Below are 14128 nucleotides of genomic sequence, written 5' to 3'. Positions count from 1 at the left end.
TTTTCTGACGTCGGAGAAAAAATGAAATTTGAACTCGATACCACCGATGGCCGCGCGCGTCGCGGTCGCCTGGTGTTTGATCGCGGCGTGGTGGAAACCCCCGCGTTTATGCCTGTGGGCACGTACGGCACCGTAAAAGGGATGACGCCGGAAGAAGTAGAAGCCACTGGCGCACAGATTATCCTCGGCAACACCTTCCACCTGTGGCTGCGCCCGGGTCAGGAGATCATGAAGCTTCACGGCGATCTCCATGATTTCATGCAGTGGAAAGGTCCAATCCTCACCGATTCCGGCGGTTTCCAGGTCTTCAGCCTGGGCGATATCCGCAAGATCACCGAGCAGGGCGTACACTTCCGTAACCCGATCAACGGCGATCCTATTTTCCTCGATCCCGAAAAATCGATGGAAATCCAGTATGACCTCGGCTCCGACATCGTAATGATCTTCGACGAATGTACGCCGTACCCGGCGGACTGGGACTACGCGAAACGCTCCATGGAGATGTCTCTGCGCTGGGCGAAGCGTAGCCGCGACCGTTTTGACTCCCTGCAGAACAAAAATGCGCTGTTCGGCATTATCCAGGGCAGCGTTTACGAAGATTTACGCGATATCTCTGTTAAAGGTCTGGTAGAGATAGGTTTTGATGGCTACGCTGTCGGCGGTTTGGCTGTGGGTGAACCGAAGGAAGACATGCACCGCATTCTGGAACATGTCTGCCCGCAAATCCCGGCGGATAAACCCCGTTACCTGATGGGCGTGGGTAAACCAGAAGATCTGGTTGAAGGCGTACGCCGCGGCATCGATATGTTCGACTGCGTCATGCCAACCCGCAACGCGCGTAACGGTCATCTGTTTGTTACCGATGGCGTGGTGAAAATCCGTAACGCGAAGCATAAAAGTGACACCAGTCCGCTTGATGCCGAGTGCGATTGCTATACCTGTCGCAATTATTCTCGCGCGTATCTGCATCATCTCGATCGTTGCAACGAGATTTTAGGTGCGCGTCTCAATACCATTCATAATCTTCGTTATTATCAGCGCTTAATGGCTGGTTTACGTAAGGCTATCGAAGAGGGTAAATTAGAGGGCTTCGTGACCGATTTCTACCAACGTCAGGGCCGGGATGTCCCACCTTTGAACGTTGATTAATTTTAATAATGAGGGAATTTGAATGAGCTTTTTTATTTCTGATGCGGTAGCAGCAACTGGCGCGCCTTCTCAGGGCAGCCCGATGTCTCTGATTCTGATGCTGGTTGTGTTCGGTCTGATCTTCTACTTCATGATCCTGCGTCCACAGCAGAAGCGCACCAAAGAGCACAAAAACCTGATGAACTCTATCGCGAAAGGCGATGAAGTGCTGACCAACGGTGGCCTGGTGGGTCGCGTGACCAAAGTAGCGGAAAGCGGCTACATTGCTATCGCCCTGAATGACACCACTGAAGTGGTTATCAAACGTGACTTCGTAGCTGCCGTTCTGCCGAAAGGCACCATGAAGGCGCTGTAATCCCAACTTTTCCCAAAGGGAACTGCCGTGTTAAACCGTTATCCTTTGTGGAAGTACATCATGCTGGTCGTCGTGATTATCGTCGGCCTGCTGTACGCACTTCCCAACCTGTATGGTGAGGATCCGGCCGTTCAAATCACTGGCGCGCGCGGTGTCGCCGCCAGTGAGCAAACGCTGATCCAGGTCCAGAAAACGTTACAAGAAGAAAAAATTACCGCTAAGTCTGTGGCACTGGAAGAGGGCGCTATTCTTGCTCGCTTCGACACCACCGACACGCAGCTCCGCGCTCGCGAAGCGCTGATGGGCGTGCTGGGTGATAAATACGTCGTGGCGCTTAACCTTGCTCCTGCAACTCCGCGTTGGCTGGCTGCTCTGAATGCAGAGCCAATGAAACTGGGTCTTGACCTGCGTGGCGGCGTTCACTTCCTGATGGAAGTGGATATGGATACCGCGCTCGGCAAGCTGCAGGAACAGAATATCGACAGCCTGCGCAGCGATCTGCGTGAGAAAGGCATCGCCTATACCACCGTGCGTAAAGAAGATAACTACGGCTTGAGCATCACGTTCCGCGACAGCGCGGCACGCGACCAGGCTGTAACTTACCTGTCTCAGCGTCACCGCGATCTGGTGATTACCTCTCAGGGCAGCAACCAGCTGCGTGCGGTAATGACCGATGCACGTCTGAGCGAAGCGCGTGAATACGCCGTTCAGCAGAACATCAATATTCTGCGTAACCGTGTAAACCAGCTGGGTGTGGCTGAGCCGCTGGTACAGCGTCAGGGTGCTGACCGTATCGTGGTAGAACTGCCGGGTATCCAGGACACTGCGCGTGCGAAAGAGATTCTGGGTGCGACCGCGACTCTGGAATTCCGTCTGGTTAACTCCAACGTCGATCAGTCCGCTGCTGCCGCAGGCCGTATTCCGGGTGACTCCGAAGTGAAACAGACCCGCGAAGGTCAGCCGGTTGTGCTGTACAAACGCGTGATCCTGACCGGTGACCATATCACCGACTCCACTTCCAGCCAGGACGAATACAACCAGCCGCAGGTTAACATCTCGCTCGACAGCGCGGGTGGTAACATCATGTCCAACTTCACGAAGGACAACATCGGCAAACCGATGGCAACCCTGTTCGTGGAGTACAAAGACAGCGGTAAGAAAGATGCAAACGGTCGTGCGGTACTGGTGAAAGAGGAAGAGGTGATTAACATCGCCAATATCCAGTCTCGTCTGGGTAACAGCTTCCGTATTACCGGTATTAACAACCCGAACGAAGCGCGTCAGCTCTCTCTGCTGCTGCGTGCCGGTGCGCTGATTGCGCCAATTCAGATTGTTGAAGAACGTACCATTGGTCCTACTCTGGGTATGCAAAATATCCAGCAGGGTCTGGAAGCGTGTCTGGCCGGTCTGGTTGTCTCCATCCTCTTCATGATCTTCTTCTATAAGAAGTTTGGTCTGATTGCGACGTCCGCGCTGCTGGCTAACCTGGTGCTGATCATCGGCATCATGTCCCTGCTGCCGGGCGCGACGCTGACCATGCCGGGTATTGCGGGTATCGTTCTGACCCTTGCGGTGGCGGTCGACGCCAACGTACTGATAAACGAACGTATCAAAGAAGAGTTGAGCAACGGTCGCTCTGTGCAACAGGCGATTGAAGAAGGCTACAAAGGGGCGTTCAGCTCCATCTTCGATGCGAACGTAACAACACTGATTAAGGTTCTTATCCTGTATGCAGTGGGTACTGGCGCTATCAAAGGCTTTGCGATTACAACCGGTATCGGTGTTGCAACGTCGATGTTTACCGCTATTGTCGGCACCCGTGCTATCGTGAACCTGCTGTATGGCGGCAAGCGCGTCAAAAAGCTGTCTATCTGAGGAGTGCGTTGTGGCACAGGAATATACTGTTGAACAATTAAACCATGGCCGTAAAGTCTGGGACTTTATGCGCTGGGACTACTGGGCCTTCGGCATTTCAGGTTTTCTGCTGATTCTGTCCATCGCCATTATGGGCGTGAAAGGCTTTAACTGGGGTCTCGATTTTACCGGTGGTACGGTAATTGAAATCTCCCTGGAAAAACCGATCGATATGGACCAGATGCGCGAATCGCTGCAGAAAGCGGGCTTTGAAGAGCCGCTGCTGCAGAACTTCGGCAGCAGCCGCGATATCATGGTACGTATGCCGCCGGTACACGATGCCAACGGCAGCCAGGAGCTGGGTAGCAAGGTTCTGAAGGTCATCAACGAATCGACCAGCCAGAATGCGGCGGTGAAGCGTATTGAGTTCGTCGGCCCGAGTGTGGGCGCGGATCTGGCGCAAACCGGTGCGATGGCGCTGATGGTGGCGCTGATCTCCATCCTGGTGTACGTCGGTTTCCGCTTCGAGTGGCGCCTGGCGGCTGGTGTGGTTATCGCTCTTGCGCACGACGTGGTGATCACCATGGGCGTACTGTCGCTGTTCCATATTGAGATTGACCTGACGATTGTGGCATCCCTGATGTCCGTTATCGGTTACTCACTGAACGACAGTATCGTGGTATCTGACCGTATTCGTGAAAACTTCCGTAAGATCCGTCGCGGTACGCCGTACGAAATCTTTAACGTGTCGTTGACCCAGACGCTGCACCGTACCTTGATCACATCCGGAACGACCTTAATGGTTATCCTGATGCTCTATCTCTTCGGTGGCCCGGTACTGGAAGGCTTCTCGCTGACCATGCTGATTGGTGTCACCATCGGTACGGCGTCTTCTATCTACGTCGCGTCCGCACTGGCACTGAAACTCGGCATGAAGCGCGAGCACCTGCTCCAGCAGAAAGTCGAGAAAGAAGGGGCGGATCAGCCGTCCATTCTGCCGTAAGGCGACGTTTAGCGCGTTATCGAAATCCCGGTCTGTTGACCGGGATTTTTTTTATCTGCTCCTGACAAACACTCCTGACAGTATGCTGTCAGGAGCCCTGTCGTAGACTCTTTTCGAACCCAAACAACAGTCAGGAGGATGTATGAAAAGCGTAATCAACTGGTTTGAAATCCCGGTCGCGGATATGGATCGCGCCATCAAATTTTATGAGCCGGTGATGCAGCTCGCGCTGCGTCGCGAGAAAATGGACTGCGCGGAGCTGGCCGTTTTCCCGCATGAGGATCCGGGTACCGGCGGGGCGCTGGCAAAATTTGACGGCGTTACACCGTCTTTGCAGGGCGCTATTATTTACCTGCATACTGACAATCTGACGGCCACGCTCGATCGCATAGCCTCTGCCGGCGGCGAGTGCGTGTTTGGCCCGCTGGAACTGCCGCATGGCATTGGCACGATCGCATTGTTTACCGACAGCGAGGGTAACCGCGTCGGCCTCCATCAACCTGCCTGAGAGCGGAATAAGATATGACCCGACGCGCTGACCGTTTGTTTCAGATTGTGCAGATCCTGCGGGGCAGGCGTCTGACAACGGCAGCGCATCTGGCGGACCGGCTTGGCGTGTCCGAGCGCACGGTCTACCGCGATATCCGCGACCTGTCGCTTTCCGGCGTGCCGGTGGAAGGTGAGGCGGGGAGCGGATATCGGCTGATGTCGGGTTTTGACCTGCCGCCGCTGATGCTGACAAATAAGGAGTCAGAGGCGCTGATCGTCGCGATTCGCCTGCTCAAAACCTGGGGAGGGGAATCGCTGTCGCGCGAGCTGGAGTCGGCTCAGGAGAAGGTGCTGGCTATCCTGCCCGAGGAGAGTCGTCGCAAGGCGGAGCAGACGCGGATCTACGCCCCGGACTTTTGCATGCAAAGCCACTCCCGCAGCGATTTTGACATGATTCATCAGGCTATTTCCGCCCAGCGCGTGCTGGCGCTGCATTATCGTGATGAAGCCGGGCAGCTTTCTAAACGTGAGGTTCAACCGCTGGGGCTGTTCTTCTGGGGGGAGCGCTGGCTGCTGGCTGCCTGGTGTGAACGGCGCGATGATTATCGCTGTTTCCGGCTCGACCGATGCCTCAATATTGTGCAAACGGAGAGGCGGTTTAGTGAGAGTGCGGACAGGTCTCTGGCAGATTTTTTGCGGAAGGTTAAGCAGTAAAAAGCCAGCTCTTGAGCTGGCTTTTTTGCCCGGCGGCGCTGCGCTTGCACGGGCCAACAGGTTTTGTAGGCCGGGTAAGGCGTAGCCGCCACCCGGCATCAACCACAAGGTTAGAAGTTATAACCCACAACCAGGTAACCACCCCAGCCGGTAGAGCGGACGCTGAAGTCGCCGTTGCCGAAGTTCAGGCTCGCGTCGTCGTTCCACTGACCACCGTTGTGCCAGTAACGCGCAACAACAGAGTAGTGCCAGTGATCGTAGTTCAGCGCCAGGATGTGGCTGGAGGCGATAGAGTCGTTGGTGCGCGCTTTCTTACCGTTCAGGTCGCGGAAGTCGTTGTCGCCCAGATCTGAACCCCAGTCAAAGTTGGTGAAGCCGATATAGCTCAGGTTGCCGCCCCACAGCTGGGTAATTGGCACAAAGTATTTCACTTTGAAACGGTAGCCATCCCACTCGTTTTCGTTCGCGGCACCGTAGTTCTGCCACTGGTACTTAGCATACACGTTCAGAGATAGGCTCATTGGCAGGCCGGTATCGATGTCCGTACCCAGACCCATGTACCAGGTGCTCTGGCGACCGGACTTGTTGCGGCCCATGTCGTAGATGTAGTTGTTCGCGAAGTACCACTCTTTGAACGGACCAAACGCCAGGCTGGTACCGGTCAGTTTATCAATAGAGAAGCGTGGTTCAATTTCCATGAACAGTGGGGAACCGTGGTTCCAGATACCTTTCGCGTCGGTGTTACCACCGAAGAATACCGGGGCATCCATATAGCCGTAGAAATCGAACCAGTCTTTCTTGGCGAATGCTTCGTACTCCAGGTAGGTATCGTTGCGGATCTGTGGTCCGAAGCGCGTGTGGTAGCTGCCAACCACGTTAACGCTCTGGTGCCACCAGTCGGAGAGGTATTGTGGTTTATCGTTTTCCGCTGCGTTAACAGTGAAAGAGGAGGAAAGTGCCAGTACAGCACCGGCTGCGAGTAATGTTTTTTTCATAATCATGCCACTGATTGAAATTCCCTTCCGGGAGTGAAAAATGCGCGATTTGCGTATCAAAATATTTCGTGTTTCTGCGGAGCCTATTATAGGAATCCCTGCTCACAAAAATATGTGTTGTTTCACATATCTCTCACATGCGTAATCGATTGCGTTCACGTTTGCGTACTTTAAACGGCCGGGATTGTAGCGGCAATCATTTATGTTGCCAATCCATACGAAATGTAAATGTTAGCGGAGTGACATTGCACTCCGCTAAAAGAGGGGTTACTGCGCGGCGGGCTGGATATCGTGAATGCGGATGAAACCTAACTGCTCCGGAGTGAGTCCGTTAAGCTGCAGCGGAATGTCAACATCGCTCGGAGCCAGCACGCTGGCCGGTGCGGTGAACAGCTGACTGTTAACATTCACTTCCTGGTAGCTCTCAGTGGTGCCCTGGATCTGGCCCCATTCGACGGTGCCGCTGAAAGCGGGCAGCGGATCGTTGGACTCGCCCTGAATGCGTAATGTTGCGCGAGTACCATCTGCATTCGCCGCCACATTCACCAGGGACATTTTTAGCGTGCCAATCTGACTATTGAGGCGCGCAGGCGTATTCGCGCCTGGCAGGAGATAAACCCCGCTGCTGGATTTAGCATTCAGCGCGTTTTGCTGGGTGATCTTCACCGTTTCTTTATTCAGCTTGTCCAGCGCCGTATTGAGCGTATTCACGCTCTGCTTCATCTGACGGACTTCGGTTTGCTGTGCACAGGCGCTAAGGGTGAAGAGGCTCCCCACCAGCAAAATTTTCAGGTAACGTCTTGTCATTGCGTTTATTTCCTTGAAATAACGGATCGTCCTAATGGTAGCCATCATCATCGTGTCAGACATAGATCCTTTGTCTCAAAAAGCTCTTCCTTTGTTGTCAGGCCAGATCAGGGTAAAATGAAAATCAGTTAACCGGATAACAGGGATACCGTATGCATTGCCCATTCTGCTCCGCTGTGGATACCAAAGTCATCGACTCTCGTCTTGTGGGCGAAGGGTCATCCGTACGCCGTCGTCGGCAGTGTCTGGTGTGCAACGAGCGTTTCACGACCTTTGAGGTTGCAGAGCTGGTAATGCCGCGCGTGGTAAAAAGTAACGACGTGCGCGAGCCGTTTAACGAAGAGAAACTGCGCAGCGGGATGCTGAAAGCCCTCGAAAAACGTCCCGTCAGCGCGGACGACGTTGAGACGGCGTTAAACCACATAAAATCTTACCTTCGTGGCCTGGGTGAGCGTGAAGTGCCAAGCAAAATGATCGGCAACCTGGTAATGGAGCAGCTGAAAAAGCTCGATAAGGTCGCCTATATCCGCTTCGCCTCGGTCTACCGCAGCTTCGAAGACATCAAAGAGTTTGGCGAAGAGATCGCCCGCTTACAGGATTAAGCTCATGCAGGATGAGATTTACATGGCGAGAGCCATGAAGCTGGCGCAGCGCGGTCGTTTTACTACCCATCCCAACCCGAACGTCGGGTGCGTTATCGTTAAAGATGGCGAGATCGTGGGGGAGGGTTTTCACTATCGCGCCGGCGAGCCGCATGCCGAGGTTCATGCGCTGCGCATGGCCGGTGAGAAGGCGCGCGGTGCCACAGCCTACGTCACGCTGGAGCCCTGCAGCCATCACGGGCGTACGCCGCCGTGCTGCGAAGCGCTGATCGCGGCAGGCGTTTCACGCGTGGTCGCATCAATGCAGGACCCGAATCCGCAGGTGGCCGGACGCGGTCTGTATCGCCTGCAGCAGGAAGGCATTGACGTCAGCCACGGGCTGATGATGCAGGACGCGGAAGCGATCAACAAAGGCTTTCTGAAGCGCATGCGCACAGGGTTCCCGTATATTCAGCTCAAGCTGGGCGCCTCGCTGGACGGCCGTACGGCAATGGCAAACGGCGAAAGCCAGTGGATCACGTCTCCACAGGCAAGGCGCGATGTGCAACGTCTGCGCGCGCAAAGCCATGCTATCCTCACCAGCAGTGAAACCGTTCTGGCTGACGATCCGGCCATGACCGTGCGCTGGGACGAGCTGAATGCCGATACCCAGGCGCTTTACCCGCAGGAGAACCTGCGTCAGCCGCTGCGTATTGTCATTGATAGCCAGAACCGGGTGACGCCGGAGCACCGCATCGTCCAGCAGCCGGGTGAAACCTGGATTGCCCGCACCAAAGAAGATACGCGCGAATGGCCGGAAGGCGTGCGCAGCATTATGGTGCCGGAGCATAACGGTCATCTGGATCTGGTGGTGCTGATGATGCTGCTCGGCAAGCAGCAGGTGAACAGCATCTGGGTGGAAGCGGGGCCAACGCTCGCCGGTGCGCTCTTACAGGCCGGGCTGGTGGATGAACTGATTGTCTACGTTGCGCCTAAACTGTTAGGCCACGACGCGCGCGGCCTGTTTGTGCTGCCCGGCCTTGAAAAACTGGCCGACGCACCGCAACTCAAATTTAGCGAGATTCGTCCGGTTGGTCCGGATGTCTGCCTCCACTTAACGACAGCGTAATTGCTCCTGAAATAGGGAAGCAGTGCGCAAAGTATTATGATAAAATCCGCCCCCCTGCGGGGCTAAATGAACCCGTAAAGGAAGAGTATGAACATTATTGAAGCTGCTGTAGCTACCCCGGACGCTCGCGTCGCCATCACCATTGCGCGTTTCAACAACTTCATCAACGACAGCCTGCTGGAAGGTGCGATTGACGCCCTGAAACGCATCGGCCAGGTTAAAGATGACAACATTACCGTTGTTTGGGTTCCAGGCGCTTACGAACTGCCACTGGCGGCGGGCGCGCTGGCGAAAACCGGTAAATACGACGCGGTGATTGCGCTGGGTACCGTTATTCGTGGCGGCACTGCGCACTTCGAATACGTTGCGGGCGGTGCAAGCAACGGTCTGGCACACGTTGCGCAGGATGCTGAAATTCCTGTCGCGTTCGGCGTGCTGACCACCGAAAGTATTGAACAAGCCATCGAACGTGCTGGCACCAAAGCCGGTAACAAAGGTGCAGAAGCTGCACTGACCGCGCTTGAAATGATCAATGTATTGAAAGCCATCAAGGCCTGATTTTTTTGTAAGGGGAATTCCGTGAAACCTGCTGCTCGTCGCCGCGCCCGTGAATGTGCCGTTCAGGCGCTTTACTCCTGGCAGTTGTCCCAGAACGACATCGCTGATGTTGAATACCAGTTCTTGTCAGAACAGGACGTGAAAGACGTTGACGTTCTGTACTTCCGTGAACTGCTGTCGGGAGTGGCGACTAATAGCGCGTATCTCGATGGTCTGATGAAGCCTTATCTGTCCCGTCTGCTCGAAGAGCTGGGCCAGGTAGAAAAAGCAGTGTTGCGTATTGCGCTGTTTGAGCTGTCTAAACGTGATGATGTGCCGTACAAAGTGGCCATCAACGAAGCGATCGAACTGGCGAAAACCTTCGGCGCTGAAGACAGCCACAAGTTTGTAAACGGCGTACTTGATAAAGCAGCACCTGCGATCCGTCCCCACAAAAAGTGATCCGCAAACCGGAGTTCTGCATTGCCTGACGGGCAGTGCGGCTCCGGTTTTTTCTTTTATTTGCTGAGGCATAACGTATGGCATGCGGCGAATTTTCCCTGATTGCCCGTTATTTCGACCGTGTCAGAACCTCTCGTCTTGATGTTGAAACCGGCATTGGCGATGACTGTGCACTTCTCAATATTCCCGAAAAACAGACGCTGGCAATCAGCACCGACACCCTGGTGTGCGGACGTCATTTCCTGCCCGATATCGATCCTGCCGATCTGGCGTATAAAGCGCTGGCGGTGAACGTCAGCGATCTGGCGGCAATGGGCGCCGATCCTGCATGGCTGACGCTGGCTTTGACCCTGCCAGAGGTGGATGAAGCCTGGCTGGAAGCCTTTAGCGACGCGCTGTTTGAACAGCTGAATTATTACGATATGCAGCTGATTGGCGGTGATACCACTGCCGGACCGCTGTCGATGACGCTGGCGATCCACGGCTACGTGCCGCTCGGCCGCGCGCTGAAGCGCTCGGGCGCAAAACCGGGTGACTGGATCTACGTGACCGGTACGCCGGGCGACAGCGCGGCAGGGCTGGCAATCCTTCAGAACCGTTTAACGGTTGAAGATGCTGATGATGCGGCGTATCTGGTGAAGCGCCATCTGCGGCCGACACCGCGTATTTTGCACGGCCAGGCGCTGCGCGAGCGGGCAAGCTCGGCTATCGATCTCTCTGACGGGCTGATCTCCGATCTTGGCCATATCCTGAAGGCCAGCGGCGTCGGCGCGCGCGTTGACCTGGATCTTTTCCCGCTGTCTGAGCAGCTGCTTCGCCATGTGGAGCCTGAGCAGGCGCTGCGCTGGGCGCTCTCCGGCGGTGAAGACTACGAACTGTGCTTCACGGTGCCTGAGCTCAACCGTGGGACGCTGGACGTGGCGTTAGCGCATCTCGGCGCGAAGTTTACCTGCATCGGTCAGATCATGCCGGAAAGCGAAGGGCTGAAGTTTGTGAAAGACGGTGCGCCCGTTACGCTGGACTGGAAGGGGTACGATCACTTCGCCTAAGTGTGTGCGCTCTGTATTGCCGGGTGGCGCTGCGCTTACCCGGCCTACAAATAGGGTGCGATCGTAGGCCGGGTAAGGCGAAGCCGCCACCCGGCAAGTATTTACTTAAACCCCACCACCGGATGCTGCTGATACGGCGTCTCCAGCTCGGCAATCTGCTCCGGCGTCAGCGTGATATCCACCGCATTCAGCAGTTCGTCCAGCTGTTCTTCCCGCGACGTTCCAATAATCGGCGACGCGACCCCACGCTTGCCCAGCAGCCACGCCAGCGCTACCTGGGCGCGGGTTGCACCGGTATCGTCGGCGATCCCGGCTAAGCGTTCGGCAATCAGCGCATCGCTGGCCTCTGTTCCTTCGTACAGATTTTTTCCCACTTCATCCGATACCAGGCGGGCCGTGGTTTCCCCCCATGGACGGGTCAGGCGGCCGCGCGCCAGCGGGCTCCACGGGATCACCGCCACGCCCTCCTGATGGCACAGCGGCAGCATCTCGCGCTCTTCTTCACGATAGATCAGATTGTAGTGATCCTGCATGGTGACAAAGCGCGCCCAGCCGTGCTGCGCCTGGAGATCCAGCGCCTGGGCAAACTGCGACGCGTGCATAGACGACGCGCCGATGTAGCGTGCTTTACCGGCTTTGACCACGTCGTTCAGCGCTTCAAGCGTCTCCTCGACTGGCGTGTTGTAATCCCAGCGGTGAATTTGCAGCAGGTCGACGTAATCCATGTTCAGGCGTCTGAGGCTGTCATCAATGGAGCGCAGGATCTGCGCGCGAGAAAGGCCCTCAGCGAGGTCGCCAACCGGATAGTAGACCTTGGTGGCGACGACAATGTCATCACGACGGGCAAAATCGCGCAGGGCGCGACCGACAATCTCCTCGCTGCTGCCGTCGGAGTAGCTGTTGGCGGTGTCAAAGAATTTAATGCCGCCCTCGATGGCGCGTTTGATGATCGGACGGCTGCTCTCTTCCGGCAGGGTCCAGGCGTGGTTTCCCCGATCGGGCTCGCCAAAGGTCATGCATCCCAGACAAAGTCGGGAAACCTTAAGGTCCGTTTTTCCTAATGTTGTGTATTGCACGGTTCCGCTCCTGCTGTTTAAACACCAGGTTTAAGCATAGCAGGAGCGGAAAAGGGGGAAGGGGTCAGTCCAGCCAGGCGCGGATTTTGGCTTCGATACCGGCGGCGTCCAGGCCAATAGCCGCACGGGCTTCATCCTGGGTACCCTGAGGAATGAAATGATCCGGCAGGCCGAGGTTCAGCACCGGCACGGCTTTACGATTTGCCATCAGCACCTCGTTCACGCCGCTGCCCGCGCCGCCCATGATGGCGTTTTCTTCCAGCGTGACCAGAACGTCATGCGTCTCAGCCATACTCAGGATCAGAGAGTCGTCGAGCGGTTTCACAAAGCGCATGTCCACCAGGGTGGCATTCAGCGCTTCTGCCGCTTTCGCCGCCTCTGGCATCAGCGTGCCGAAGTTCAGGATCGCCACTTTTTCACCGCGGCGCTTCACCAGACCTTTGCCTATCGGCAGTTTTTCCAGCGGCTGGAGCTCAACGCCTACCGCATTGCCGCGCGGGTAGCGAACGGCGCTTGGGCCATCCTGATAGTGGTAGCCGGTAAACAGCATCTGACGACATTCGTTCTCGTCGCTTGGCGTCATGATAACCATATCCGGAATACAGCGCAGGAACGACAGGTCAAACGCGCCCTGGTGCGTCTGGCCGTCGGCGCCGACGATGCCCGCACGATCGATAGCAAACAGCACCGGTAGCTTCTGAATCGCCACGTCGTGGATCACCTGATCGTAGGCGCGCTGCAGGAAGGTGGAATAGATAGCCACAACCGGCTTGTAGCCGCCAATGGCCAGGCCCGCTGCAAACGTCACCGCATGTTGCTCGGCTATGGCAACGTCAAAATACTGGTCAGGGTATTTTTTAGAGAACTCCACCATGCCGGAGCCTTCACGCATGGCCGGGGTGACCGCCATCAGCTTGTTGTCTTTCGCTGCGGTTTCGCACAGCCAGTCGCCGAAGATTTTTGAATAGCTCGGCATGCCGCCGCTGCTTTTTGGCAGACAGCCGCTGGACGGGTCAAATTTCGGTACCGCGTGGAAGGTGATCGGATCTTTTTCCGCCGGTTCGTAGCCACGTCCTTTTTTGGTCATGATGTGCAGGAACTGCGGGCCTTTCAGGTCGCGCATGTTCTTGAGCGTGGTCACCAGACCCAGCACGTCATGGCCGTCAACCGGGCCAATATAGTTAAAGCCCAGCTCCTCAAACAGGGTGCCCGGCACGACCATGCCTTTGATGTGTTCTTCGGTACGCTTGAGCAGCTCTTTGATCGGCGGTACGCCGGAGAAGACTTTCTTGCCGCCTTCACGCAGCGAGGAGTAAAGCTTGCCGGAGAGCAGCTGGGCCAGATGGTTGTTCAGCGCGCCGACGTTCTCGGAGATCGACATTTCGTTATCGTTAAGAATAACCAGCATGTCCGGCTTGATGTCGCCCGCATGGTTCATGGCTTCGAAGGCCATCCCTGCGGTGATGGCACCGTCGCCAATCACGCAGACGGTGCGGCGCTGCTTGTTCTCTTTTTCGGCGGCAACGGCAATACCGATGCCCGCAGAAATGGAGGTGGACGAGTGACCGACGCTCAGCACGTCATACTCGCTCTCACCGCGCCACGGGAACGGGTGCAGGCCGCCTTTCTGGCGAATGGTGCCAATTTTATCGCGACGTCCGGTCAGAATTTTGTGCGGATAGGCCTGGTGGCCCACGTCCCAGATGAGCTGATCGAACGGCGTGTTATAGACATAGTGCAGCGCCACGGTCAGCTCAACCGTGCCAAGCCCGGAGGCGAAATGGCCGCTGGAGCGGCTTACGCTGTCGAGCAGGTAGCGACGCAGCTCGTCGCACAGCTTCGGCAGGCTCTCTTTCGGCAGCAGACGTAACTCCTGGGTGGAGTCAACTAACGCCAGTGTCGGGTATTTGGCAATATCAAAACTCATC

15 protein-coding genes are annotated in these 14128 nt (G+C 56.1%); 11 read left to right on the top strand and 4 right to left on the bottom strand.

Going from position 1 to position 14128, the window contains the following annotated elements:
• Nucleotides 1-21 precede the first annotated feature (21 nt).
• The 6 genes from tgt (at nucleotide 22) to V4835_RS18730 (ending at nucleotide 5564) form a co-directional block, all read left to right on the top strand.
• The gene (gene tgt / locus V4835_RS18755; protein WP_331413208.1) at nucleotides 22-1149 is read left to right on the top strand and encodes a tRNA guanosine(34) transglycosylase Tgt; all 1128 of its coding nucleotides are present in this window, start codon (nucleotides 22-24) and stop codon (nucleotides 1147-1149) included.
• A gap of 22 nt (nucleotides 1150-1171) precedes the next feature.
• Entirely contained in the window at nucleotides 1172-1504 is a 333-nt protein-coding gene (gene yajC, locus V4835_RS18750; RefSeq protein WP_042320789.1) for a preprotein translocase subunit YajC, read from the top strand.
• A 27-nt stretch (nucleotides 1505-1531) separates the two neighbouring features.
• Entirely contained in the window at nucleotides 1532-3379 is a 1848-nt protein-coding gene (secD, locus tag V4835_RS18745) for a protein translocase subunit SecD (RefSeq protein ID WP_072250572.1), read from the top strand.
• A 10-nt stretch (nucleotides 3380-3389) separates the two neighbouring features.
• A complete protein-coding gene (secF, locus tag V4835_RS18740) occupies nucleotides 3390-4361 on the top strand; it encodes a protein translocase subunit SecF (protein ID WP_331413205.1) in 972 nt (323 codons plus the stop codon).
• Between the two features lie 142 nt (nucleotides 4362-4503).
• Nucleotides 4504-4869, top strand: a complete 366-nt coding sequence (locus V4835_RS18735) for a VOC family protein (RefSeq protein ID WP_331413203.1) — start codon at nucleotides 4504-4506, stop codon at nucleotides 4867-4869.
• A gap of 14 nt (nucleotides 4870-4883) precedes the next feature.
• Complete coding sequence (locus V4835_RS18730; RefSeq protein WP_047061231.1) at nucleotides 4884-5564, top strand: helix-turn-helix transcriptional regulator; 681 nt, start codon at nucleotides 4884-4886, stop codon at nucleotides 5562-5564.
• Nucleotides 5565-5674: 110 nt separating this feature from the next.
• Here V4835_RS18730 and V4835_RS18725 read toward each other — a convergent pair whose 3' ends face one another.
• Both V4835_RS18725 and V4835_RS18720 read right to left on the bottom strand, forming a co-directional pair.
• Nucleotides 5675-6559 (bottom strand): nucleoside-specific channel-forming protein Tsx, encoded by an 885-nt coding sequence (locus V4835_RS18725; RefSeq protein WP_025756198.1) that lies wholly within the window; start codon nucleotides 6557-6559, stop codon nucleotides 5675-5677.
• Between the two features lie 267 nt (nucleotides 6560-6826).
• Nucleotides 6827-7366 carry a DUF3251 domain-containing protein gene (locus V4835_RS18720; RefSeq protein ID WP_331413201.1) on the bottom strand — a complete coding sequence of 180 codons (540 nt, stop codon included), beginning with the start codon at nucleotides 7364-7366 and terminating at the stop codon, nucleotides 6827-6829.
• Nucleotides 7367-7518: 152 nt separating this feature from the next.
• Here V4835_RS18720 and nrdR point away from each other — a divergent pair, with 152 nt between their 5' ends.
• The 5 genes from nrdR to thiL all read left to right on the top strand — a co-directional run bounded on the left by nrdR (nucleotide 7519) and on the right by thiL (nucleotide 11124).
• A complete protein-coding gene (gene nrdR / locus V4835_RS18715; protein WP_014069105.1) occupies nucleotides 7519-7968 on the top strand; it encodes a transcriptional regulator NrdR in 450 nt (149 codons plus the stop codon).
• A gap of 4 nt (nucleotides 7969-7972) precedes the next feature.
• A complete protein-coding gene (ribD, locus tag V4835_RS18710) occupies nucleotides 7973-9076 on the top strand; it encodes a bifunctional diaminohydroxyphosphoribosylaminopyrimidine deaminase/5-amino-6-(5-phosphoribosylamino)uracil reductase RibD (RefSeq protein ID WP_331413199.1) in 1104 nt (367 codons plus the stop codon).
• A gap of 87 nt (nucleotides 9077-9163) precedes the next feature.
• On the top strand, nucleotides 9164-9634 hold the full coding sequence (gene ribH / locus V4835_RS18705) for a 6,7-dimethyl-8-ribityllumazine synthase (protein WP_006176874.1): 471 nt from the start codon (nucleotides 9164-9166) through the stop codon (nucleotides 9632-9634).
• Nucleotides 9635-9655: 21 nt separating this feature from the next.
• The gene (gene nusB, locus V4835_RS18700; protein WP_006809908.1) at nucleotides 9656-10075 is read left to right on the top strand and encodes a transcription antitermination factor NusB; all 420 of its coding nucleotides are present in this window, start codon (nucleotides 9656-9658) and stop codon (nucleotides 10073-10075) included.
• Nucleotides 10076-10152: 77 nt separating this feature from the next.
• Nucleotides 10153-11124 (top strand): thiamine-phosphate kinase, encoded by a 972-nt coding sequence (thiL, locus tag V4835_RS18695; RefSeq protein WP_331413197.1) that lies wholly within the window; start codon nucleotides 10153-10155, stop codon nucleotides 11122-11124.
• Nucleotides 11125-11225: 101 nt separating this feature from the next.
• On the opposite strand, the gene V4835_RS18690 is transcribed toward thiL, so the two are convergent.
• Both V4835_RS18690 and dxs read right to left on the bottom strand, forming a co-directional pair.
• Nucleotides 11226-12200 (bottom strand): aldo/keto reductase, encoded by a 975-nt coding sequence (locus tag V4835_RS18690; RefSeq protein WP_331413196.1) that lies wholly within the window; start codon nucleotides 12198-12200, stop codon nucleotides 11226-11228.
• A gap of 64 nt (nucleotides 12201-12264) precedes the next feature.
• On the bottom strand, nucleotides 12265-14127 hold the full coding sequence (gene dxs, locus V4835_RS18685) for a 1-deoxy-D-xylulose-5-phosphate synthase (RefSeq protein WP_331413195.1): 1863 nt from the start codon (nucleotides 14125-14127) through the stop codon (nucleotides 12265-12267).
• Nucleotide 14128 lies beyond the last annotated feature (1 nt).

Origin of the sequence: Enterobacter cloacae complex sp. CARB60, from assembly GCF_036487345.1 — a bacterium.
Classification (GTDB): Bacteria; Pseudomonadota; Gammaproteobacteria; order Enterobacterales; family Enterobacteriaceae; genus Enterobacter; species Enterobacter asburiae_D.
This window is presented reverse-complemented; position numbering and strand designations above follow the sequence as displayed.